At 67.6% G+C, this 23,501-nt stretch carries 22 protein-coding genes; 14 read left to right on the plus strand and 8 right to left on the minus strand.

The window, feature by feature from the left end:
- Positions 1–205 precede the first annotated feature (205 nt).
- Entirely contained in the window at positions 206–862 is a 657-nt protein-coding gene (gene grpE / locus GO308_RS02185; protein WP_156437811.1) for a nucleotide exchange factor GrpE, read from the minus strand.
- Positions 801–1,847, minus strand: a complete 1,047-nt coding sequence (hrcA, locus tag GO308_RS02190; RefSeq protein ID WP_066481954.1) for a heat-inducible transcriptional repressor HrcA — start codon at positions 1,845–1,847, stop codon at positions 801–803. The genes grpE and hrcA overlap by 62 nt, the downstream gene beginning before the upstream one ends.
- 118 nt (positions 1,848–1,965) lie before the next feature.
- Here hrcA and rph point away from each other — a divergent pair, with 118 nt between their 5' ends.
- The 3 genes from rph to GO308_RS02205 all read left to right on the plus strand — a co-directional run bounded on the left by rph (position 1,966) and on the right by GO308_RS02205 (position 4,923).
- Positions 1,966–2,682: a ribonuclease PH gene (gene rph / locus GO308_RS02195; protein ID WP_240883676.1), complete on the plus strand. Its 717-nt coding sequence runs from the start codon at positions 1,966–1,968 to the stop codon at positions 2,680–2,682.
- 26 nt (positions 2,683–2,708) lie between these two features.
- Positions 2,709–3,344, plus strand: a complete 636-nt coding sequence (gene rdgB / locus GO308_RS02200) for an RdgB/HAM1 family non-canonical purine NTP pyrophosphatase (protein ID WP_269450158.1) — start codon at positions 2,709–2,711, stop codon at positions 3,342–3,344.
- Between the two features lie 280 nt (positions 3,345–3,624).
- A complete protein-coding gene (locus tag GO308_RS02205; protein WP_240885190.1) occupies positions 3,625–4,923 on the plus strand; it encodes a beta-lactamase family protein in 1,299 nt (432 codons plus the stop codon).
- Between the two features lie 88 nt (positions 4,924–5,011).
- Here GO308_RS02205 and GO308_RS02210 read toward each other — a convergent pair whose 3' ends face one another.
- On the minus strand, positions 5,012–5,599 hold the full coding sequence (locus tag GO308_RS02210) for a TetR/AcrR family transcriptional regulator (protein WP_240883677.1): 588 nt from the start codon (positions 5,597–5,599) through the stop codon (positions 5,012–5,014).
- Between the two features lie 186 nt (positions 5,600–5,785).
- Between GO308_RS02210 and GO308_RS02215 the strand changes: the two genes are divergently transcribed.
- The 5 genes from GO308_RS02215 to GO308_RS02235 all read left to right on the plus strand — a co-directional run bounded on the left by GO308_RS02215 (position 5,786) and on the right by GO308_RS02235 (position 13,395).
- Positions 5,786–6,988: an efflux RND transporter periplasmic adaptor subunit gene (locus GO308_RS02215; protein WP_240883678.1), complete on the plus strand. Its 1,203-nt coding sequence runs from the start codon at positions 5,786–5,788 to the stop codon at positions 6,986–6,988.
- 16 nt (positions 6,989–7,004) lie between these two features.
- On the plus strand, positions 7,005–10,220 hold the full coding sequence (locus tag GO308_RS02220) for a multidrug efflux RND transporter permease subunit (RefSeq protein WP_240883679.1): 3,216 nt from the start codon (positions 7,005–7,007) through the stop codon (positions 10,218–10,220).
- Positions 10,217–11,638, plus strand: a complete 1,422-nt coding sequence (locus GO308_RS02225) for an efflux transporter outer membrane subunit (protein ID WP_066670513.1) — start codon at positions 10,217–10,219, stop codon at positions 11,636–11,638. Before GO308_RS02220 ends, GO308_RS02225 begins: the two co-directional genes overlap by 4 nt.
- A gap of 90 nt (positions 11,639–11,728) precedes the next feature.
- A complete protein-coding gene (locus tag GO308_RS02230) occupies positions 11,729–12,436 on the plus strand; it encodes a DUF2726 domain-containing protein (protein WP_240883680.1) in 708 nt (235 codons plus the stop codon).
- 89 nt (positions 12,437–12,525) lie between these two features.
- Positions 12,526–13,395, plus strand: coding sequence for an S-methyl-5'-thioadenosine phosphorylase (locus tag GO308_RS02235; protein ID WP_066550316.1), 870 nt, complete (start codon positions 12,526–12,528; stop codon positions 13,393–13,395).
- 6 nt (positions 13,396–13,401) lie between these two features.
- On the opposite strand, the gene GO308_RS02240 is transcribed toward GO308_RS02235, so the two are convergent.
- From GO308_RS02240 to acnA, 4 genes are all read right to left on the minus strand, one after another.
- Positions 13,402–14,016 (minus strand): hypothetical protein, encoded by a 615-nt coding sequence (locus GO308_RS02240; RefSeq protein ID WP_240883681.1) that lies wholly within the window; start codon positions 14,014–14,016, stop codon positions 13,402–13,404.
- Positions 14,017–14,109: 93 nt separating this feature from the next.
- Entirely contained in the window at positions 14,110–14,484 is a 375-nt protein-coding gene (locus tag GO308_RS02245; RefSeq protein WP_240883682.1) for a DUF2147 domain-containing protein, read from the minus strand.
- 130 nt (positions 14,485–14,614) lie between these two features.
- Positions 14,615–14,869 carry a hypothetical protein gene (locus GO308_RS02250; protein WP_231726102.1) on the minus strand — a complete coding sequence of 85 codons (255 nt, stop codon included), beginning with the start codon at positions 14,867–14,869 and terminating at the stop codon, positions 14,615–14,617.
- Entirely contained in the window at positions 14,866–17,538 is a 2,673-nt protein-coding gene (gene acnA, locus GO308_RS02255; protein ID WP_240883683.1) for an aconitate hydratase AcnA, read from the minus strand. Before acnA ends, GO308_RS02250 begins: the two co-directional genes overlap by 4 nt.
- 178 nt (positions 17,539–17,716) lie before the next feature.
- Here acnA and GO308_RS02260 point away from each other — a divergent pair, with 178 nt between their 5' ends.
- The 4 genes from GO308_RS02260 (at position 17,717) to GO308_RS02275 (ending at position 20,264) form a co-directional block, all read left to right on the plus strand.
- The gene (locus tag GO308_RS02260; protein ID WP_066481977.1) at positions 17,717–18,049 is read left to right on the plus strand and encodes a metalloregulator ArsR/SmtB family transcription factor; all 333 of its coding nucleotides are present in this window, start codon (positions 17,717–17,719) and stop codon (positions 18,047–18,049) included.
- Positions 18,050–18,077: 28 nt separating this feature from the next.
- Positions 18,078–18,497: an arsenate reductase (glutaredoxin) gene (gene arsC / locus GO308_RS02265; protein WP_066481980.1), complete on the plus strand. Its 420-nt coding sequence runs from the start codon at positions 18,078–18,080 to the stop codon at positions 18,495–18,497.
- A gap of 2 nt (positions 18,498–18,499) precedes the next feature.
- On the plus strand, positions 18,500–19,567 hold the full coding sequence (gene arsB, locus GO308_RS02270; RefSeq protein ID WP_240883684.1) for an ACR3 family arsenite efflux transporter: 1,068 nt from the start codon (positions 18,500–18,502) through the stop codon (positions 19,565–19,567).
- Between the two features lie 64 nt (positions 19,568–19,631).
- Positions 19,632–20,264, plus strand: coding sequence for a LuxR C-terminal-related transcriptional regulator (locus tag GO308_RS02275; RefSeq protein WP_240883685.1), 633 nt, complete (start codon positions 19,632–19,634; stop codon positions 20,262–20,264).
- Between the two features lie 124 nt (positions 20,265–20,388).
- Here GO308_RS02275 and GO308_RS02280 read toward each other — a convergent pair whose 3' ends face one another.
- Positions 20,389–22,239 carry an AcrB/AcrD/AcrF family protein gene (locus GO308_RS02280; protein ID WP_240883686.1) on the minus strand — a complete coding sequence of 617 codons (1,851 nt, stop codon included), beginning with the start codon at positions 22,237–22,239 and terminating at the stop codon, positions 20,389–20,391.
- A gap of 47 nt (positions 22,240–22,286) precedes the next feature.
- Between GO308_RS02280 and GO308_RS02285 the strand changes: the two genes are divergently transcribed.
- Both GO308_RS02285 and GO308_RS02290 read left to right on the plus strand, forming a co-directional pair.
- Positions 22,287–22,733, plus strand: a complete 447-nt coding sequence (locus tag GO308_RS02285; protein ID WP_346768969.1) for a GtrA family protein — start codon at positions 22,287–22,289, stop codon at positions 22,731–22,733.
- A 26-nt stretch (positions 22,734–22,759) separates the two neighbouring features.
- Positions 22,760–23,488, plus strand: a complete 729-nt coding sequence (locus GO308_RS02290; RefSeq protein ID WP_066481992.1) for a class I SAM-dependent methyltransferase — start codon at positions 22,760–22,762, stop codon at positions 23,486–23,488.
- The last annotated feature ends 13 nt before the right edge of the window (positions 23,489–23,501 follow it).

A 23,501-nucleotide genomic window follows, 5' to 3' on the forward strand; every position in this document is an offset into this window, starting at 1 on the left:
TGCTGGGGTCGGTGCTGACCGCTTCCTGCCCATCGAGGTTACTCCGGGACAACTGGGGTTTGACTAACCTGTTATCCCGAAGCGGATTTTGATTTCAGATTGTTGCGCATCGGCCTGCCCGTGCGACGGGGCGAGCCGAATGGCCGTTGGGGTGGCGACGCGTGCCGCTCCGCCGCCGCCGTTCAAGGCGGCGAGCGCCTGTGCCTCAGGCCGCGCCGGGCGAGTCGGGTGCCTTGGCCACGCCGACCAGGGCGGGACGCAACAGGCGGTCGCCGATCAGATAGCCGGTCTGGATTTCCTGGACGACGGTGCCCGGCGGCACGTCGTCGCTCGGCACCTCGAACATCGCCTGGTGGCGATTGGGGTCGAGCATCTCGCCCTTGGCGGCCAGCCTGGTGATGCCGTGGCGGGTGAACACCGATTCAAGCTCGCGTCCGGTCGCTTCCAGCCCGACGACCAGCCCCTTCATCTTCTCATCCTCGCGCAGATCGGCGGGGATGGCAGCGAGCGCGCGGCTGAGATTGTCGGCGACCGACAGGATGTCGCGCGCGAACTGGGTGGCGGCATAAGTGCGGGCGTCGGCGGCTTCCTTTTCGGCGCGGCGGCGCATGTTCTGGGTTTCAGCGCGGGCATAGAGCAGGTCTGCCTTGGCCTGTTCCAGCTCCGCCTCAAGCGCCGCAGTCCGGTCGGCTTCGGCGACTTCGGGGGCGTCGGCGGCGGTTTCCTCGCGCAGTTGCTCGGCGTCTTGAGGCGTCGTTTCGTGGTCGGTCATGTCATCCCGTTCGTTTGTAGAGTGGCGCTCAACCCAGCAGGCGGGCGAGCGTTGCGGCCGTGAAATCCACCATGGGCACGACGCGCGCATAGTTCAACCGGGTCGGGCCGATCACCCCGACGACGCCGACGACACGGCCGTCGAGCGCACGCACGGGTCGCGCGATCACCGACGATCCCGACAGCGCGAAGAGTTTGTTTTCCGATCCGATGAAGATGCGGGTCGCATCGCCGTCGCGCGCGCGGTCGAGCAGGCGGGCGATCTCCTCCTTGCCCTCCAGCTCGTCGAGCAGCTGGCGGACGCGCTCCATATCCTCCAGCGCCGCGGCGTCGATGAGCTGCGCCTGACCCCGCACGATCAGCACCGCGCGGTCGTCGCCGTCCTGGCTCCACACCGCCAGCCCGCGCTCGACCAGCACGCGCGCCGCCTGGTTGAGCGCGGCGCGCTCCTCGCGGATCTCGCGTTCGACGCGGGCGCGTGCCTCGCTGAGTGTCAGGCCGGCGAGCGTAGCGGACAGATAGCGGCTGACATCGTTGAGCGCGGTGGCCGACACGTCGCGCGGCAGGTCGACGACGCGGTTCTCGATCGAGCCGTCCTGGCCGACCATCACCGCGAGCGCGCGGCCCTCGGACAGCGGCACCAGGTTGAATTCGCGCAGGACCGGCTCGCGCTTGGGCACGAGCACCAGCCCGGCGCAGGCCGACAGGCCCGACAGCGCCGCGGTGGTATTGGCGATCGCCTCCTCCACCGTCGCGGCGCCGTCCGCCCGGCTGGCGATCGCGGCGCGTTCGTCGGCGGTCGGCTCGCTCGCCTGCATCATGCCGTCGACGAACAGCCTCAGCCCGCTCTCGGTCGGCATGCGCCCGGCGCTGGTGTGCGGTGCGGCGAGCAGCCCGGCTTCCTCGAGATCCTGCATGACGTTGCGGATCGACGCGGGCGACAGATTCAGCGTGGAGATGCGCGAAATCGTGCGCGATCCGACCGGCGCGCCGGTTTCCAGATAGCTTTGCACCGCGATGCGAAAGACATCGCGGGCGCGGTCGGTCAGCTCGGTGATGGGCGGGCCGCTGGTCATCGCGGCCTATCTAGGGCGGGCGGGGCCGGAACGGAAGCATCGCCGCGTCGGCTTCGCGGTTGCCCCGGCGCGACCAAGCGCCTAACCGGGCGCGATACCGCGAACTGGAGAAACATCGATGCGCCCATCCGGCCGTGCCCCCGACGAAATGCGCGCGATCACCATCGAGCCGAACTTCACCCGCCACGCCGAAGGCTCGGTACTGATCGGCTTCGGCGACACGCGCGTGCTGGTCACCGCCAGCGTCGAGGAGCGGGTGCCGCCGTTCCTGCGCGGCAAGGGCGAGGGCTGGGTCACCGCCGAATACGGGATGTTGCCGCGCGCAACGCACACCCGCGGCAACCGCGAGGCCGCCAAGGGCAAGCAGTCGGGCCGTACCCAGGAAATCCAGCGGCTGATCGGCCGCTCGCTGCGGGCGGTCACCGATTTGAAGGCATTGGGCGAGCGCCAGATCACGATCGACTGCGACGTGATCCAGGCCGATGGCGGCACCCGGACGGCGTCGATTTCCGGCGCGTGGGTGGCGCTGCGGCTCGCGGTCGACAAGCTGATGGCGGCGGGCGCGATTGCCGCCGATCCGCTGACCCGCCAGGTCGCGGCGATCAGCTGCGGCATCCATCAGGGCACGCCGGTGCTCGACCTCGATTATGACGAGGATTCGGCCGCCGACGCCGACGCCAATTTCGTGCTGATCGGCGACGGCAGCATCGCCGAGGTGCAGGCGACTGCAGAAGGCGCGACCTATGACGAGGAGGGGTTGCTGCGCCTGCTCCGCCTGGCGCGCATCGGCTGCACCCGGATCTTCGCGGCGCAGCTGAAAGCGGTCGGGCGGTGAGCGATCCGACGGGCGAAGCGGAGGGCGTGCCGCCCCAGGCGATCCGCAAGCTGCAGCCGGGCCGCCTGGTGATCGCCAGCCACAATGAAGGCAAGGTGCGCGAGATCCGGGAACTGCTCGCCCCGTTCGGGATCGAGCCGGTGTCGGCGGCCGAGCTCGACCTGCCCGAGCCGGTCGAGAACGGCACGACCTTCTATGCCAATGCCGAGCTGAAGGCGATGAGCGCGGCCGACCTGTCGGGGCTGCCGGCGCTGTCCGACGACAGCGGTCTATGCGTCGAGGCGCTGGGGGGCGCACCCGGCGTCTACACCGCCGATTGGGCCGAGAAGCGCGCGTTCGAGGGCGGGCCGGGCCGCGACTGGTACATGGCGATGGGCAAAGTCGAGGGGAAGCTGGCCGAGCTGGGCCCGGATGTCAGCCGGAGCGCCTATTTCGCCTGCACCCTCGCGCTCGCCTGGCCCGACGGGCATGTCGAATGGTTCGAGGGGCGGGTGCACGGAACGTTGGTATGGCCACCGCGCGGCCGCCGCGGCTTCGGCTATGATCCCGTATTCGTGGCCCAAGGCGAGACCGAGACGTTCGGCGAGATGGACCCGGCGCGCAAGCATGCGATCAGCCACCGCGCGGCGGCGTTCCGGCAACTGGTCGACGCTGTCTTCTAGCGCGTCGTGCGCCTGAAGGCCCGGATCGTGCATTTCGGCCGTTCGGGGGGTCCGCATCGTCGGGCTTGCGGGTTGATCCAAGCGCGTTGGAGCTTGCCCGACGCCGCACGTCCGCCCGGGCGCCAACTCGCCGGAGCATACCGGGCGGGGCGTTGCGAGCACCACCCCCCGACTCGATTGCGATCGCGCACCCCTCACGGCATACTGGCCGACGAGACGCGTCGTCGCACATTGTCCGATATGTCGCAGCCTGGAGTCATTGAGGCGAGGAACGCGGGTGATGGATCATGGAAGTCTCGTCCGCCGCCGGGATTTTATCGCCGGGGCAACCGTATTGAGCGCAAGTGCGGCCGCGGGGGCAGTGCCGGAACAGCGTTGGTCACGCGTCCGTTCGCTGCTCGACCGATACACTGCCGACAAGAAGTTCGCAGGTGCGGCCGCGGCGATTGCGCAAGGGCGATCGCGGACCGAATTTCAAGTCGCTGGCACGATCGCTTACGACTCCGCTGTCGCCGTCTCCCCCAACTCCCTGTTTCGCCTTTATTCCGTGAGCAAGCCGATCACGGGTATGGCCGCGATGCTGCTGATCGAGGACGGAATGATTGCGCTCGACCAGCCGGTTGCGGAGGTCTTGCCGGAACTCGGCCGGATGCGGGTCGCCATCAATCCCGACGCGAGCCTCGATTCACGGCCAGCTGTGCGGCAGATGACGATGCGGCACCTGCTGACGCACACTTCGGGCCTGTCGAACTGGCAGCCGGTGCTGGGCGATACGCCCCTTGCGCGCGCCTATCGCGAGCGGGGGGTGACGCCGGGCAGCTTCGTGCGGCAGCCTGGCGAGACGTGGTACGGCACGCAGGTCAACGGCCTGACCGAGATGGTCAGGCGTATGGCGGAGGTGCCGCTGATCGCCGAACCAGGAACGGCGTGGCACTATTCGATGGGCCTCGACCTCATGGGCGCTGTGATCGAGCGGGCGTCCGGACTGCCGCTGGACACGTTCATGCAGCGGCGGCTGTTCGCGCCGCTCGGGATGCGGTCGACCGGTTTCCGCGTTCGAAGGCGGGACGTGCATCGCCTGACGACCCTTTATGGCAACGCGCCCGAGGGACCCGTCGCCATTGACCAGGGTCGCAGCAGTTTTTGGCTTGATCCCCCGAAGCTGTTGGCGGGCGGCGGTGGCCTGGTAAGCTCGGCGCGCGATCTCGTCCGTTTCGGGCAAATGCTCCTGAACGAGGGCGAGCTTGACGGCGCGCGCGTGATGACACCGGCAACCGTGCGCATGGCATTGTCCAACCTGCTCCCACCCGATGTGTCCTATCCGCCGACCGGCGGGTTCGGCGCGGGTGCAGGGGTCGTCATGCCGGGGGTGCGGAGCGATAACGGCACCGAAGCGGTCTTTTCCGCCGTGGGGGCGTGCAGCACGTTTTTCAGCGTGGACCCGCTGCGTCAGCGTACCTGCCTCTTCCTTGCGCAATATATGCCCGGCCGCCGTGTGCCGATGCCGGAGGCGCTCCGATACCGCGCCGAATTTCTCGCCGCGATGGAGCAAGATCTGGAGAGTCAGCGGCTTCGCTGATGGAAAGTTCCAGACGTTCGGCCACGGTGCCGATCGCGGTCCGCTTCTCGGGTGTCCAGTATGAGCGAGCGTCCGCGCCGGGTCGGGATCAGCCGCCCAGGATGTGTTCGAGCAGGTCGTGCATGGCGGGCGTCAGTGCCGGGCGTTCGTTGGTGAGTGCCTCGCCGTTGAGGACGGGGTCGATCAGCGCGTAGCCAAGCAGCGTGACCAGGCACAGCAGCGCCCGGGTGCGGGCGTCGGGCCGGTCGATCAGCGCCGCGATCGGCTCGATGAGCTCGTCCCGGACCGCTTCGCTGACGATCGCGGCGGCGCGCGGCGACGATGCGGAGCGCAGCATGATCATCAGCTGTTCCGCCTCACTATCCCGCTGGTCGTGGTCCGCATCGCCGTCGGCGTCGGTGACCATGTCGACCAGATGCTTTGCCAAGCCGGCGCGATCGACCCCGGCGAACAAATCTTCATCGTCGCCGCGCAGCGCAGTCTTGAACAATTCCTCCTTGCTGCCGAAATATCGGCAGACCAGCGCCGCATCGATGCCGGCCCCGCCGGCGATGTCGCGAAGACCGACCTGTTCATAGCTGTCGCGTGCAAAAAGCCGGCGCGCGTGATCGAGAATTGCATCGCGAGTGGCCGCGGCGTTGCGCGGACGTGGATCGGGTTTTGCGCAACGGTTCATCCGGGGTCAAAATACGCGCATCGTGCCAAGCGTCAACAATCGTTGATAAAAGTCTACAGCCGTTGACAAGCGGAAACCGCAATCTTATTCCAGAGCCGGTGCGACCGGCCAAAAAAGGCGCGGCGCGGTGAGGGCCTGCGTGGAGTCCGGCACAGACCGGACGGATCAAATCAGGGCTGGAAAGTTATGCAAAGAGCTGCGCTTGCGATTTTCGCCGTCACGTCCGCCCTGGCGATCTCCGGGTGCGGTTCGGAAGCCCAGCAGGGCGGCCCGCCGCCGGCGGTGCCCGTCACCGTCGCGCAGCCGCTGATCCGCAACGTCACCGATCAGGACGAATTTGTCGGGCGGTTCGAGGCGGTGAACAGCGTCGACGTGCGCCCGCGCGCTTCCGGCTATCTGGCGTCGGTGCATTTCACCGACGGGCAATATGTCCGCCAGGGCCAGCTGCTGTTCCAGGTCGATCCGCGGCCGGCCCAGGCAGCCCTGGCGCAGGCGCGCGCGCAGCTGGTTCAGGCGCAGGCGACCGCGACCAACGCCAGTACCGAGCTTGAGCGTTCGCGCACGCTGGCAAAATCGAACGCAGCGAGCGCGGAGGAAGTCGAGCAGCGTACCGCGGCCTTCCGCTCCGCCGAAGCCCAGGTCGCGGCGGCGCGGGCGGCGGTGCGTGCGCGCGAGCTGGAACTCGGCTTCACCCGCGTCACCGCGCCGATCAGCGGCCGTGCCTCCGATCGCCGCGTCGACCGCGGCAACGCCGTGATCGCCGACCAGACGGTGCTGACGACGATCGTATCGACCAATCCGCTGCACTTCACGTTCGACGGCTCCGAATCGTTGCTGCTCAAATATCAGCGCGAGAATGCGGGGATCGGATCGGGCACGCCGGTCGCGGTCAAGCTGCAGGACGAAGCGGGTTTCACCCATCGCGGGCGGCTCGATTTCGTCGACAACGCGATCTCGTCGGGAACCGGCACGATCCGTGCGCGCGCGGTCATTCCCAATCCCGACGGCCTGCTGCGCCCCGGCATGTTCGGTACCCTGCAGCTTCAGGCGTCGCGGCCCTATCGCGCGATCCTCGTCCCCGACACCGCGATCGCCACCGATTCGGCCCGCCGGCTGGTCTATATCGTCGACGGCCAGGGCAACATGACCGCCCGTCCCGTCGAGCTGGGGCCGCTGATCGGCGGCCTGCGCGTCGTGCGGTCGGGGCTGAAGGAGAATGAGCGCGTCGTCATCAGCGGCGCGCTGCGCGTCCGCCCAGGGCAGAAGGTTCAGCCACAGGGCGGGCGGATCGACCCCAAGCTGATCGACGAGGTGACCGCCCAGGCGGGAGCGGCACCGGCATCGTCGAGTGCGGCGGTGGCGGGCGGTTCAGCCCCCGCGTCGCGCTGAGCGGGAGCACGGGGTCGTGAACATTTCCAGCTTCTTCATCGAGCGGCCGATCTTCGCGGCCGTCATCTCGATCTTCATCACGCTGCTCGGCGCGTTCGCCTATCCGCTGCTGCCGCTGTCGCAATATCCCGAGATCGCGCCACCGACGATCGCGGTGCAGGCCTTCTATGCGGGCGCGTCATCGGAAACGATCGCGGAAACGGTCGCCACCCCGATCGAACAGGAGATCAACGGGGTGGAGGGGATGCTGTACCTGCAATCCTCATCCACCCAGGGCGCCGCGACGATCACCGTCACCTTCGAACCCGGCACCGATCTGGATGCAGCGCAGGTGCTGGTCCAGAACCGCGTGGCGCTCGCCGAGCCGCGGCTGCCCGAGCAGGTCCGCCAGATCGGCGTGACGGTCAACAAGCAGGAATCGGGCTTCCTGCTGATCGTCGCGCTGACCTCCACCGACCCGAGCCTGGATGTCGACTATATCGGCAACTACGCCAACACGACGATCCGCGACCGGCTGCTTCGGCTGGAGGGCGTCGGCGCGGTCCAGGTGTTCGGCGGCGGCAATTATTCGATGCGCGTGTGGATCGACCCGGACAAGGCCGCCGCGCGCGACCTGACCGCGGGCGAGATCATCGCGTCGCTGCGCGGCCAGAATCTTCAGGTCGCCGGCGGTGCGCTCGGCCAGCCGCCGTTCGGCAAGGGCAATCCCGCATTCGAGACCGCGATCGACGTCAAGGGCCGGCTGGCCGATCCGTCCGAATTCGCCAACATCGTGGTCAAGGCCAACCCCGACGGCGGCGCGATCACCCGCCTGCGCGACGTGGCGCGCATCGAACTGGGCAGCCAGGATTACGGCGTTCGCGCCGCGTTCGGCGGCAAGCGCGGGATCGCGCTGGCAATCATCCCGCAGCCAGGTGCCAACGCGCTGAGCGCGTCGCAGCTGGTGCTCGACGAAATGGCCACGCTGTCAAAGGCGTTTCCGCCGGGGCTGTCCTATTCCATCCCCTACAACCCGACCGAATTCGTCGCGGCATCGGTCGAGGAAGTGCAAAAGACACTGTACGAAGCGGTGATCCTGGTGGTCATCGTCGTCATCGTCTTCCTCCAGACCTGGCGCGCGGCGCTGATTCCGATCATCGCCATCCCGGTCGCGCTGGTCGGCACCTTCCTGGTGCTGCTGGCTCTCGGCTTCTCGGTCAACTCGCTGTCGCTGTTCGGCCTCGTGCTGGCGGTCGGCATCGTCGTCGATGACGCGATCGTCGTGGTCGAAGCGGTCGAGAAGCATATCCGCGACGGCATGAACCCGCGCGACGCCGCGCACCGCACGATGCGCGAGGTGTCGGGCGCGCTGATCGCGATCGGCCTGGTGCTGGTGTCGGTGTTCATCCCGACCGCGCTGGTCCCCGGCATTCCGGGCATCTTCTATCAGCAGTTCGCGGTCGCGATCGCGGCGGCGTCGGCAATCTCGCTGCTCGTCTCGCTCACCTTGTCGCCGGCGATGGCGGCACTGCTGCTCAAGCCCCACCGCGAGGATCATCTGGACAGCGGGCCGCGCTGGCTGCGCCCGGTCAAGCTCGCCGGTCATCGCTTCAACCAGGGGTTCGACTGGCTGTCCGATCGTTACGGGCGCTTCACCGCGCGGGCGATCCGCATGGCGACGATCATGCTGATCATCTATGCGGGCTTGCTTGCGCTCACCGGCTGGCGGCTGGTGGCGACGCCGGGGGGCTTCATCCCCGAACAGGATCAGGGCTTCCTGATCGGCGTGATCCAGCTGCCGGCGGGCGCTTCGCTCGACCGCACCGAGGCGGTCGCGCGCCAGGTCGAGGCGATCGCCTTCAAGAACCCGGCGATCCAGACCACCGCGACCTTTGCGGGGCTGGACGGATCGAGCTTCAGCCAGGCGTCGAATGCGGCCACGGTGTTCCTGAAATTGAAGGACTGGGAAGACCGTGGCGGCGAGGGGCAGGACGCCGCGAGCCTGGCCGGCGCGCTGACCGGCGCGCTGTTCGGCGGCATCGACGGCGCCAACATCTTCGTCATCGCGCCGCCGGCGGTGCAGGGCCTGGGCAATGGCTCCGGCTTTGTGATGATGCTGCAGGACCGTGGCAATAACGGCTACAAGGCGCTGGAGGGCCAAACCTATGCGATGATGGGCGCCGCCGCCCAGCAGAACACGGTGACGCAGGTCTTCACGCTGTTCAACACCAACAGCCCGCGCATCTTTGCCGATGTCGACCGCGACCGCGCGCAGCTCTTGGGTGTGCAGCCCGAAGCCGTGTTCGACGCGCTGTCGACCTATATCGGTTCCAACTATGTCAACGACTTCAACCTGTTCGGCCGCACCTTCCGCGTGACCGCTCAGGCCGAGCCGACCGCGCGCGACGACACCGCCGACCTGCGCCGCATTCAGGTGCGATCGGCGAATGGCGAGATGCTGCCGCTGTCGTCGGTTGCGACGCTGCGCACCGAAAGCGGGCCGGCGCGCGTGGTGCGCTATAATCTGTTCCCGGCGGTCGAACTGCAGGGGCAGGCCGCGCCTGGCGTCGCGACGGGAACCGCGCTGACGACGATGGAGAATCTGGCGGGACAGGTGCTGGCACCCGGCTACAGCTATGAATGGACCGGCATCGCCTATCAGGAGCGCGCGGCGGGCAGCAGTTCGGGGCTGATCTTCGTGCTGGCGGTCGTGTTCGTGTTCCTCGTGCTCGCCGCGCAATATGAAGCGCTGTCGCTGCCCTTCGCGGTCATCCTGATCGTGCCGATGTGCATCCTGGCGGCGTTGATCGGCGTCAACCTGCGCGGCATGGACAACAATATCCTCACGCAGGTCGGGCTGGTCGTGCTGATCGCGCTGGCCGCGAAGAACGCGATCCTGATCGTCGAGTTTGCCAAGCAGGGCGAGGAAGAGGGCATGAACCGCTTCGACGCGGCCGTGCATGCCGCCCGGTCGCGCCTGCGCCCGATCCTGATGACCAGCTTCGCCTTCATCTTCGGCGTGATCCCGCTGGCGATCGCGACCGGGCCGGGCGCGGAGATGCGCCAGGCGCTGGGCACGGCGGTCGTGTTTGGCATGATCGGCGTGACGGTGTTCGGACTGGTGTTCACGCCGCTCTTCTACGTGCTGATGCGCGGGCTGGCGGGGCGGTTCAAGCGCAAGCCGAAGCCCGCGCCGATGCCGCGCGAGGAGGCCGGACCGACTGGCGATCCCATGCCGGAGGCGGGCCAATGATCGCGCGCGCGGCACGGGCCGCAACCGTTTTGCTGGCCACCACGCTGTTGGCCGGCTGTGTGGTCGGGCCGGATTTCGAAACGCCGTTGCCCGACGCGCCGGCGCAGGGCGCGTTCGTCGAGAGCAAGGTGGCGGGGGTCACGCCGGAGGAACCACCGGCGGCGTGGTGGCGGCTGTTCCGGGCGCCGCTGCTCGACGGGTTGGTCGATCAGGCGCTGGCGAACAACACCGACCTGCGCGCCGCCGCAGCAAATCTGCGCGAAGCCCGCGCGGCATTGAGCGAGAGTCGGGCAGGGCTGCTGCCCACCACCACGCTGACCGGCCAGCAGAGCTACAGCCGGACCCCGCTGGTCGGCTTCGGCGGCGCGGGCGCGTTTGAAACGCCGCTCTACAATGGCGGGTTGGACGTGAATTATCAGGTCGACCTGTTCGGACGGATCACCCGCACGATCCAGGCGAGCCGCGCGGACTATCAGGCGGTGCAGGCGGTTTACGATCGCACGCGGATCAGCGTCGTCGCCGACACCACCCGTGCTTATGCCCAAGTCTGTGCGCTCGGTCGCCAGATCGCGGTCGCGCGCGAAAGCCTGCGCGTGCAGCAGGAGACGTTCGGGTTGACCGAGCGGCAATATCAGGGCGGCCGCGGCACCGCGCTGGAGGTCAGCCGTGCGCGCTCGCAGCTGGAACAGACGCGTGCCGGCATTCCCAACCTTGAGGCATCGCGGCGCAGCGCGCTGTATGCGCTGGCGGTGCTGACCGGAAAGCCGCCCGCCGAGTTTCCCCAGGAGCTGGCGACCTGTGTCGGCGCGCCGGTGCTCGACACGCCGGTGCCGATCGGCGATGGCGCGACGCTGATCGCGCGGCGACCCGATATTCGCGAGGCCGAGCGGCGGCTGGCGGCAGCGACCGCGCGGATCGGGGTGGCGACCGCGGCGCTCTACCCGAACATCTCGATTGGCGGGTCGATCGGCGGCCAGGCAGCGACGGCGGGCGACGTGTTCAACAATCGCGGCTTCCGGTTCAATTTCGGGCCGCTGATCAGCTGGACCTTCCCCAACATCACCGCGGCGCGGGCACAGATCCGCCAGGCCGAGGCATCGGCGGATGCGGCGCTGGCCGGTTTCGACGGGGCATGGCTGGGCGCGCTGCGCGAAGTCGAGAGCACGCTGGCGCAATATTCGGCGGCGCTGGAAACGCGCGACACGCTGGCGCGCGCGCGCAGTGAAAGCGAGGAAGCGGCCCGGATCGCGCGGCTGCGCTATCGTGCGGGGCGCGAGAATTTCCAGGTCGTGCTCGACGCCGAACGCGAGCTGGCGACGACGGAAGCGCAGCTGGCGGATGCGCAGGCGCAGCTTGCAGACCTGACCGTGACGCTGTTCCTCGCGCTCGGCGGCGGGTGGGAACAGGTGCCGGCGTAAAAGGTCCAAATCGGATCGAAAAGCCCGTCGCGCGTAACGATCCGCTAAGCCTGTCGTGCGAGCTTCGATCCAAGCTGTTCGGAGCTTTGGATGTCCTCGGATTTCATCCACTTCATCGCCACGGAATGGCCGTGGGTTCTTGCGCTCGGGCTGGCCGTGATGCTTGGCGCATTGGCGGAGCGGCAAAGCCATCCCAAGCGCCGATGGGACGGAGGGCACTCGCGGCGTCCTCAGTGGCAGCCTGATGCGCCTCCCCTCGGAAGAGGGGGCTGGCGCGGTCGCCCCCGCCAGAACGACGGGATTTCGCTGGACGTTCTCGTGGCGCGGACCGAGCAACGCCAAAATGACCCGAATGCCGCGCAGGTGCCATTCGATCCTGCGCAGCAGCTGCGTGAAGTCGAGGTCGCCACCTTTTCGCCCCGAAAGATTCTCAATCGTGGGGAGGCGCGGCTCTATTCGGTGCTGTGCAACGCAATCGAGGAAATGGGCCTCGGATGGCGGGTGATGGCGCAGGTGAGTCTCGGCGAGATCCTCGCCAGTCCAAGCGAAGCCGCGTATCGTGCGATCAACTCCAAGCGCGTCGATTTGCTGCTGGTGTGTGCCCAGGGCAACCCGCTGCACGCAGTCGAGTTTCAGGGCAGCGGTCATCATCTCGGCCCCGCCGCCACGCGCGACGCGATCAAGCGCGAGGCGCTGCGCAAAGCCGGAATCGGGTTCATCGAGGTCATGCCAGGTGACACGCCGGCCGAAATCCGGGCGCGCTTGATGACGGTCAGCCTGCGTGCCGATGCGGCGTGAAGGCTGATCTGAAACACAGCTTTTCCCGCTGACAATGCTGCGGCGATCGGGCAGGGGCGGAGCGGTCGAGGCAGGGTGGAGCACGCGGGATGAGCGGGTGGACGATCGGGATCATCGGCGGGTCGGGGCTGTACGATGTCGAGGGGATCGAGGACGGCAAGTGGGTCGAGGTGACGACGCCCTGGGGCCGGCCGTCGGACCAGCTCTATACCGGCCGGCTGGGGCATGTGCGCGTCGTGTTCCTGCCGCGTCACGGCCGGGGGCACCGCATCGCGCCGGGTGAGCTCAATTTCCGCGCGAACATCGACGCGCTCAAGCGGCTGGGCGTCACCGACGTGCTCGCCGTATCCTCGGTCGGGTCGCTGGCGGAGGAGCGCGCGCCGGGAAGCTTCACGCTCGTCGACCAGTTCATCGACCGTACCCGCGACCGCCCGGCAAGCTTTTTCGGCACCGGCATGGTCGCGCATGTCTCGATGGCCGACCCCGTCTGTCCGCGGCTGTCCGCCTTCGCCGCCGACGCCGCCGAGGCAGCCGGAGCGGTGACGATGCGCGGCGGCACCTATCTGGCGATGGAGGGGCCGCAATTCTCCTCGCGTGCGGAAAGCCACCTGTATCGCCAATGGGGCTGCCACGTCATCGGCATGACCGCGATGCCCGAGGCCAAGCTGGCGCGCGAGGCCGAGCTGCCCTACGCGCTGGTCGGCATGGTCACCGACTATGATTGCTGGCGCGAAGGCGAGGCGGCGGTCGATGTCGCGGCCGTCATCCGCCAGCTGACCAGCAATGCGCAGAAGGCGCGCGCGATGGTCGTCAACCTGTTGCGCGCCCTGCCCGAACAACGCCCGCCGTCGCCGATCGACACTTGCCTGGACGCGGCGCTGATCACCGCGGAGGGCGTGCGCGATCCCGAACTGCTCGCCCGGCTCGACGCGGTGGCGGGACGCGCGCTGCGGCGCTAGGCGCGCTCAGCCCGGCAGGACCCCATCCCATTCGTCGCGGTGGCTGCCTTCGTGATTGGCCATCCCCGGTTTGGTCAGGTAGCCGCGGCTGTCGGGGATGTGGCTGAAGATCATCCGCGTCGGCGCCTCGTGCCAAGACAGGTTGAAGGCGAAGCGGACGGGGAAGAACTCCATCGTCGCATAGGGCAGGTGGTCGTGGAGCCACCAGGCGAGCCGCTTCCAGTCGCCGGGTTCGGTGAAGCGATTGGCAAAGGACGGGACGACCAGACACGCGGTCGCGCCCATTTGCCCCTTGGCATCGCGCACGTCCCAGATGTGGCGAGCGTAGTTGCGGTCGTTGGGCGCGCAATTATGCCCCTTGGCATTGCCCAGCGCGTTGACCTCCGCCGAGCGATAGGCCGAGCGGATCGTCAGCCGGCCAAACGCCGCCTGAAGCGGTTCCAGCAGTTCCTCGCACAGCCGCGTGCCCGCGGCGATCGCCAGATCCGGGTTGTCGGGAATGTTCGACAGGCCGTGGATCGCCGCGATCTCGGAATAAAGAAAGTCGCGCATGAAGAAATTGGGCGACAGCTGGACACGGCCCAGCTCGGTCAAGGCCGCGACGGTCATCGGTTTGCGCATGGCGGTCTATGGTCCCCGGTCGAACGAAGTTGCGGGGATAATCGAAGCGGTGTCGGCTGACACCCCAAAAGCGACGAGTGGCGCGGCGGGGGGTCAGCTTGCCGGGGTCCAGCGCTGGGTCTTGCAGAACGGACCCCAGCAACCCTTGACCTTGAGCACATTGCCCTCGCGCTTCAGCTCGGAACGATAGGTGCGGCCGCTTTCGGGATCGTAGATGCGCCCGTTCCAGTGCGACTTGCCGGCCTCGAAGCTCGACAGGATGCGCAGCCCCTCGATCGGTCGCTTGCGCAGCGATTCATCGGGATTGTGGATGTCGGTCGCGTTCTTGGGCGCGCGCGGGTCGAGCACCTTGACGACACGGCCGCAGATGCTGTCGCCACAGGTCGACACCTCGACAATCGCCTTGCGCCCCTCGGTCAGCCAGCGTCCGGTGACTGGCGCGGGGGCGGCGATTGCGGACGCGGCCATTGCCAGGGTCGCAAAGGTCAGCGTCGTCAAAGCAATTCGGCCTCGCATCGTCATCCTTTCGACAGGTCTCATGTCAGCGCGAACCGCGCACCCCGCGATCAAGGTTCGTCGGAAACCCGAAAAAGTTGCATCACGCCCGCGCGTTGCGCAACCGCCACAGCGCGGCCAGGCCGATGCCCATCCAGATCAGGTTGAGCGTGGCGGACGGCAGCGCGCCATGCCACCAGCCATTGACCAGAAAGCCGCTCGCACCGACCACGTTCATCCACTGATAGACGGGGGAGCGGCCGTCGAGCCGCCCCGCCGACAACAGGCCATAGGCGATCAGGATCAGGACCGCGCCCGCCCAGCCGGCGACCTCGATCCCGATCTCGATCGGCGTCACGCCGCCAGCTTGCGAAGCACGTAGTGCAGGATGCCGCCGTTGAGGAAATAGTCCAGCTCATTGGCGGTATCGATGCGACAGCGCGCGGTGAAGCTGCCGGTCGAGCCGTCGGCGCGGGTAAAGGCGACCTCGACATCCTGACGCGGTTTCAGCCCGGCGACATTGGTGATGGTGAAGGTTTCGTCCCCGGTCAGCCCCAGCGTCTGGCGGCTGGTGCCCTCGGCGAACTGCAGCGGCAGCACGCCCATGCCGACCAGGTTGGAGCGGTGGATGCGCTCGAAGCTCTCGGCGATTACCGCGCGCACGCCCAAGAGGTTGGTGCCCTTCGCCGCCCAGTCGCGCGACGATCCGGTGCCATATTCCTTGCCGGCGATGACGACCAAAGGCGTGCCGTCGGCCTTGTGGCGCATGGCCGCGTCATAGATCGCCATGACTTCGCCGTTGTAGCGGGTCATGCCGCCCTCGACGCCGGGCACCATCTCGTTCTTGATGCGGATATTGGCGAAGGTGCCGCGCATCATCACTTCATGGTTGCCGCGGCGCGCGCCATAGCTGTTGAAATCGGCCTTGGTCACCTGATGCGACTGGAGGAACAGGCCGGCGGGGCTGTCCGCCTTGATGCTGCCGGCCGGGCTGATGTGATCGGTGGTGATCGAATCGCCCAGGATCGCCAGCGGCTTGGCGTCGACAATGTCGGCGGTGGGCGCCGGGGTCATCGTCATCCCCTCGAAATAGGGCGGGTTGGCGATATAGGTCGATCCGGCACGCCAGGTGTAGGTGTCCGACCCCTCGACCTGGATCGCGCTCCAATGCTGGTCGCCGGCATAGACGTTGGAATAGCGCGCGCGGAACATCGCGTCGTCGATATTGGCGTTGACGGTCGCGCGGACTTCCTCGTTGGTCGGCCAGATGTCCTTGAGGTAGACCGGGCCGTCGGTGCCTTCGCCGATCGGCGTTTCCACCATGTCTTCGGTCACCGTGCCCTTGAGCGCATAGGCGACGACCAGCGGCGGGCTGGCGAGGAAGTTGGCGCGCACGTCGGGCGATACGCGGCCTTCGAAATTGCGATTGCCCGACAGGACTGAGGCCGCGACGATGTCGTTGCCGTTGATCGCCGACGAGATTGCCGGCGCGAGCGGCCCGGAATTGCCGATGCAGGTGGTGCAGCCATAGCCGACCAGGTTGAAGCCGACGGCGTCGAGATCGGCCTGCAACCCCGACTTGACCAGATAGTCGGTCACCACCTGGCTGCCGGGGGCGAGCGAGGTCTTGACCCACGGCTTGGGGCTGAGGCCGAGCGCACGCGCCTTCCGCGCGACCAGTCCGGCGGCGACCAGCACATCGGGGTTGGAGGTGTTGGTGCAGCTGGTGATCGCGGCGATCACCACGTCACCGTCGCCGATGTCGTGATCCCTGCCCTCGACCGCGACGCGCGCGGGGGCAGCCTTCTTGTAAACCTTGCTCAGGTCGCCGTTGAACACGTCATCGACATTTTCCAGGCTGACCCGGTCCTGCGGGCGCTTCGGCCCGGCCAGGCTCGCCTGCACGCTGCCCATGTCGAGTTCGAGCGTGTCGGTGAAGATGGGGTCGGGCGCGCCGGCGTCGCGCCACATGCCCTGCGCCTTTGCATAGGCCTCGACCATCGCGACCGTCTGCGCGTCGCGGCCGGTCAGGCGCATGTAATCGAGCGTCTTGCCGTCGATGGGGAAGAAGCCGCAGGTCGCGCCATATTCGGGTGCCATGTTGGCGATGGTCGCGCGATCGGCCAGCGCCATGGTGTCCAGCCCGGGGCCGAAAAACTCCACGAAACGGCCGACCACGCCCTTGGCGCGCAGCATCTGGGTGACGGTCAGCACCAGATCGGTGGCGGTGATGCCCTCGCGCAGCTTACCGGTCAGCTTGAAGCCGACGACTTCGGGGATCAGCATCGACACCGGCTGACCCAGCATCGCGGCCTCCGCCTCGATCCCGCCGACGCCCCAGCCGAGCACGCCCAGGCCGTTGACCATCGTCGTATGGCTGTCGGTGCCGACACAGGTGTCGGGATAGGCGATCATCGCGCCGTCGCCCGTCGCCGACGACCAGATCGCGTCGGCGATATACTCCAGATTGACCTGGTGGCAGATGCCGGTGCCGGGCGGCACCACCTTGAAATTGTCGAGCGCCTTGCTGCCCCATTTCAGGAACTCGTAACGCTCCAGGTTGCGCTGATATTCCAGCTCGACATTGTCCTCGAACGCCTTGGGCGTGCCGAATTCATCGACCATGACCGAGTGGTCGATGACGAGGTGGACGGGGACCAGCGGATTGATCTTCGCCGCGTCACCGCCCAGCCGGGTGATCGCGTCGCGCATCGCCGCCAGGTCGACGACGCAGGGCACGCCGGTGAAATCCTGCATCAGCACGCGCGCGGGGCGGTACTGGATTTCGCGGTCGGGCGCGTTGGGGTTCTGCTGCCAGTCGACGATGGCCTGCGCATCTTCGGTCGTGACGGTCACGCCGTCCTCGAAACGCAGCATGTTTTCGAGCAGCACCTTCATCGAGAAGGGCAGGCGGGAAATGTCGCCGAGCTTTGCCGCTGCCTTGGCCAGGGAGAAATAATGATAGGTGGTGCCGCCGACATTCAGCGTGTCGCGGGTGCCGAGCGTATCCTGGCCGATGGCGGTCATGGCGCGGGGTTCCTTTCCCAAGTTCAATGCCGTGGCGCGGACGGGGAGGGCGGGAGTTTCCCCCGCACGGGCGCGCCGTGAGCTGGCTCACGGATGTGAGTTCCGCGCGGGCCATAGCAACAGCTTGGCGGGGCGAAAAGGCCATTGCGTCGCAACATATATCGGCTAATCTCGATATATGGATTCAGATGACGCGATTCTCGTGTTCGACGCGCTTGCGCAGCCGACCAGACTGGCGGCGTTTCGCTTGCTCGTGCGTCATGCGCCCGATGGACTCCCGGCCGGGGAAGTTTCCAACCGACTGAATATACAGCAAAATACCATGTCGACACATCTTGGTATCCTCGCCCGCGCGGGCCTTGTCGAACCGCGGCGGGTGGGGCGGTCGATCCGCTACCATGCGCGGCTCGACCGGGTGCGGGCGCTATCGCTTTTCTTGCTCAAAGATTGCTGTGGCGGCGATGCCGAGCTTTGCCGGCCGATCGTCGCCGAACTCATGCCCTGCTGCTGAACCGAGCCCAACCGAGGGAGACGCCGTCATGGCGACCGACATCGTCATTTATCACAACCCCGCCTGCGGCACGTCGCGTAACACGCTGGCGATGATCCGCGCATCGGGCATCGAGCCGCATGTGGTCGAGTATCTGAAAACGCCGCCTGCCCGCGCGTTGCTGGTCGAGCTGATCGCGCGCGCCGGCCTGACGCCGCGCGAGTTGTTGCGGGAAAAGGGGACACCCTATGCCGAGCTGGGGCTCGACGACGTGACGCTGAGCGATGACGCGTTGGTCGACGCGATGATCGCGCATCCGGTGCTGATCAACCGGCCGATCGTCGTTTCGCCGCTCGGCGTCCGATTGTGCCGCCCGTCGGAAGCGGTGCTCGACCTGCTGCCCGACCCGCCCGCCAGCTTCGTCAAGGAAGATGGCGAAGTGGTCCGGGTCGCGCCGCGCGGGGCCTGAGCATGGACGCGCAGCCCCGCCTATCGTTTATCGACCGCTACCTGACGCTGTGGGTCTTTGCCGCCATGGCGCTTGGCGTGGCCGTCGGCAGCGTGTTTCCCGGCATTGCGACCGCACTCGACGCGGCAACGGTCGGCGCGACCAATGTGCCGATCGCAATCGGGCTGATCGCGATGATGTATCCGCCGCTGGCGCGCGTGAAGTACGAGGCGCTGGGCGAGGTGTTCGCCGACCGCCGGGTGCTGGCCCTGTCGCTCGTCCAGAACTGGATCATCGGCCCGGTGCTGATGTTTGCGCTCGCGGTGATCTTCCTCGCCGACCAGCCGGCCTATATGACCGGCGTGATCCTGATCGGGCTGGCGCGGTGCATTGCCATGGTGCTGGTGTGGAACCAGCTGGCGCGCGGCGATGCGCAATATGTCGCCGGACTGGTCGCGTTCAACTCGATCTTCCAGATCCTGTTTTTCAGCGCTTATGCGTGGCTGTTCCTGACCGTCCTGCCGCCGCTGTTCGGTCTGGAGGGCAGTGTGATCGACGTGTCGTTCGCGACGATTGCCCAAGCGGTCCTTTTGTATCTCGGCATCCCGTTTCTGGCCGGATTCCTGACGCGGCGCTGGCTGATCCGCGCCCGGGGCGGCGAATGGTACGAGCGCGCGTTCCTGCCGCGGATCGGGCCGATCACGCTCATCGCGCTCTTGCTGACGATCGTCGCGATGTTCAGCCTGAAGGGCGGTGATGTCGTCCGGCTGCCGATCGATGCGCTACGCATCGCGCTGCCGCTGGCGATCTATTTCATCATCATGTTCTCGGTCAGCTTCTGTCTGGGCCGGCTGATCGCGGGCGACTATCCGCGCACGACCGCCATCGCCTTTACCGCCGCGGGAAACAATTTCGAGCTGGCGATCGCGGTGGCCATTGCCAGCTTCGGCCTCGCCTCTCCCGTTGCCTTCGCGACGGTGATCGGCCCGCTGGTCGAGGTGCCGGTGCTGATCTTGCTGGTCGGTGTCGCGCTGCGCTGGCGCTGGGGCAGTGAAACGGTGCGCGTTCGGGACAAAGTTGCTCAACTATGAGGCAAATCGTGCGCTGCCGACGTTGACTGCTGGATTGGCCGGGGTTTCCGGGTTAGGGTGGCGCATGAGTTCTGACGACAAGGTTTCGGTTCTGGCGCCGCTGGGCAATGGGCTCGACAAGCTGATCGCCGCCAGCCCGATTGCGTCGGTCATCAGCAATCCCCGCTTGCCCGACAATCCGATCATTGCGTGCAACCGGGCGTTTTGCGAGCTGACCGGCTACGATGCCAGCTATGTCATCGGCCGCAACTGCCGGTTTCTGTCGGGACCGGGCACCGAGCCATGGCTTTCGGAGACGATCCGCCGCGGCGTGGAGGAGCATCGCCCGGTGCTGGTCGAGATCCTCAACTACAAGAAGGACGGCACGCCGTTCCGCAACGCCGTGCTCGTCGCGCCGATCTATGACGACCGCGACTCGCTGCTCTATTTCCTCGGTTCGCAGGTCGAGATCCCCGACGATTCGCCCGGGCCGTCGAGCACGCGACGCATCCGCGCGGCCGAATTGGTCAAGGGCCTGTCCGAACGCCAGCGCCAGGTGCTCAAACTTGCTGCAGACGGACTGCTCAACAAGCAGATCGCCGGGGTCCTCGGCGTGTCGGAAAAAACGGTGAAGATGCACCGCGCTATCCTGATGGAACGGCTCGGCACGCCCACTTCGGCGGACATGGTGCGGGTGGCGGTGGAAGCGGGCCTGTGACCGATCTTGCGCCGGTCATGGTCCTATTGCCGTATCGGTGATCCGGGCCCGTCGCACCTAACCCGCTGCTGTCACGGCGATCGCTCGCCGGCCCGGGAGGCGAGCCCTCCAAATCCCCGGCCGGTTACAGGTTCGTTCCGCCATTGAGTTCGGATCGCCGTGGCACATCCGCTTCCGCCATCCCCGAATGATCGATCCGCCACAGCCGATAGGGCGCGCCGGCGGGCAGCTTCACAGGACGCAACCAGGCGGGCACCCGACCGGCGACGAGCTGACTGTAGAAGCCGTCGGGCGCGCGCACGCGGTAGACGGTCGTTTCGGCCATATTCGGGCATGTCAGCAGATAGGAAGCATGGTGGCGCGCGATGATCTGCTGCGCTTGCGCCGCCGATCCGCTGAACGCGTGATGGACATCGAGGATCGCGTCGCCATTGCGGTGATAGGGGCCCGCCACCGCATCATGGTGGGTGGTGGTGATCAGGCGCGGCCCCAGATCGACATGGGTGAACATCAACCCCGCCGGCTGGCGGTCGAGTAGGCGCAGCGACGCCAGCCCGGCACAGCGGCGATTGGCGGCGGAGACCACCTGCGCCCGCCGGCTCGGCGGGTCGATCCGCAGCTCGCGGATGACGAGGCCGGTGAACAGGCCCGACAGCAGCATGAATGCCGCCACCGAACCACCGACGCGGACGATGATCGACGGGTGCTCGATCAGGCGGGGCAGGACGCGCCACGCCAGGCTGGTCGCGCCGATCAGCCCCAGCAGCTGTGCGGCCGGTCCGGCGCGCACCTGCCAGGCGAGCATCGCGACGGCGAAGGCCGTGAACAGCGCGATCGCGACCCAGCCGGTCCGTCGGGTCGGATCGGTCGTGCGCCACGCCGAAACGACCGCGCCGATCAGGCCGATGACCGGCACCGCCGCAAGCGGGATGGTCACGCGCAGCGGATGGGCGAATATCGGCTTGGCTTCGCGGACATTGCCGAGCCACAGCCGGTAAAGCTCTGGCGAGACGTTTTCGGGGCGGCCGAGGCATTGCGGAAACAACGTCGCAAAGCCGGCGACGATGATCGCGCCTGCACCCGCCGCCAGCGCCAGCCGGGTTGTCCGCGTCGTGGGGCTGGTGCGCGCCAGCAGCGCGAGCAGCACGCCGGCTGCGACCATGACCGACAGCCAGACCGGGGTCAGCGCATCGCAGACGAGCGCCCGGTTGGCGTGCGAGGCGAACAGCAGGAAGCCGGTCGCGCTGCCCGTCCCGAGCGCCAGCGCATAGCGCGACAGCCGCGCCGCCTCGTCGCGTGCCCAGACCCAGCGCAGCGTGACGATCGCACCCGCCATCGCGCAATAGGGCAGCAGTTCCAGCCCGATGGTCAGCGACACCGCGCTCGACACGCCGACGGTCATGCCGCCGCGCGCGCCGTCGCGATCGGCCAGCCCCGCGACCGTCCAGGCAAGGCAGGCGAGCTGCCAGCCATGATGATCGATCCGCAGCGGCATGAACATCAGCAGCGTCGCGGTGCAGCCGAACAGGAAGATGATCGCGAGCGGCCAGGCGACCGGCGCGATCAGCCGCCGCGCGGTAACCGCGATCGCGGCGAGCGCAGCCCCGAACGGCAGCAGCGGCGCGACGCCGACCGCGATCCGTTCGGCCCAGGCGACGCCGATCAGCGGCTTGAGCAGCAGGATCAGCCCGGCGATCGGCAGGTCCACCAGCCGCGACCAGTGGATGTCGAACCCCTCGGGCGGGTTCATCCGATACTGGCGCAGATCGTACCAGTCCTGCCCCGCCAGTAGCGCGCGGACCTGCATCAGCCGCATATTGTCGTCGGTGTCGCTGAGCGCGAGCCAGGTGATGCCGCCCCAGCGCTGATAGAGCCAGTAGGCGGCGATAACGAGCCACGCGACCGCGACCCAGCGCCGCCAGTGCCGGTCGAGTTCGCGTTCCAGGCTGAACCCCGGCGTGGCTGTGTCGTTCAATTTCGCTTCCCTCGTGTGCGCGCGACGATTAGGGCGAGCGCCACGTTTTGAGCAAGGCCAAGATGCTGGGTGCAGTCGAGCGCGTGTCCCGAGTGGTGAACCAACGGCCGGTGGTGGGTCAGCTGATCCGCTTCCTGATCGCGGGCGGCATCTCCACCCTGATCTACAGCGCGCTCTATCTGCCGCTCGCGCTTTACGTCTTTACCGGCGACCGCGCGGTGCTGGCGGTGCCCTTCGCCTTTGCCGCCGCGGTCAGCGCGGGCTTTTTCCTGCACAGCCGCTGGAGCTTTCGCGGCCAGGGTATCGACCGTCGCGGGCCGGGCCAGCAGGCGCGGTTCGTGTTCGTCCAGGCGCTGGGCCTGGCGATGCATGCGGTCATCACCTGGGTCGTGACCGACTGGCTGGGCCAGCCCGCCTGGGTGCCGCTGATCCCCGGCGTGCTGCTCGTCCCGGTCGTCACCTTCCTGCTCAACCGGCACTGGGTGTTCCGGTGAGCGCGCGCGGGCGGAGCGACTGAGCGATGGACCGGATCGTCTATGACCGCATGGCGGCGCACGACACGACGCACTGGTGGTATCGCGCGCGGCGCGAGGTGCTGAACGACTATATCGCGCGCGAGGCCGGGCTGGGCGCGGGCGCGCGGATCCTCGAGATCGGGTGCGGCACCGGGCACAATCTGCCGATGCTGGCGCGCTTCGGCGAGGTCGACGCGATCGAGATCGACGCAGCGGCGCGCGCCATTGCCAGCGCGCGGCTGGGCAAGCCCGTGCTCGACGCGCCGCTGCCCGAACTGCCCGGCATCGCGCGCGGGCATTACGACCTGATCGCGGTGCTCGACGTGATCGAGCATGTCGATGCCGATGTTGCCGCGCTCGGTGCGATGGCGGATTGCCTGAAGCCGGGCGGTCACATCCTGATCGCGGTGCCGGCGCATCCGTGGATGTGGAGCGCGCACGACGTCGTCAATCATCACAAGCGACGTTACACCAAGGCGACGCTGGCGCGCGCGATCGCCGATGCCGGGCTGACCCATAATGGCCTGCGCTACATCAACTCGCTGCTGTTTCCCGCGGCTGTCGCGGCACGGGTCGCGGGCAAGCTGACCGGCAAGGACGACAGCGACGATTCGCCGCCCGCCGCGCCGCTCAATGCCGCGTTCGACGCGATCTTCCGCCTCGAACGCCATCTGGTCGGGCGCGTGCCGATGCCGCCGGGCCTGTCGATCCTGACGCTGGCGCGACGCGCCTGACATTAGGGGGCCG

Source organism: Sphingomonas sp. SFZ2018-12, from assembly GCF_022496715.1.
Taxonomy (GTDB): Bacteria; Pseudomonadota; Alphaproteobacteria; order Sphingomonadales; family Sphingomonadaceae; genus Sphingomonas.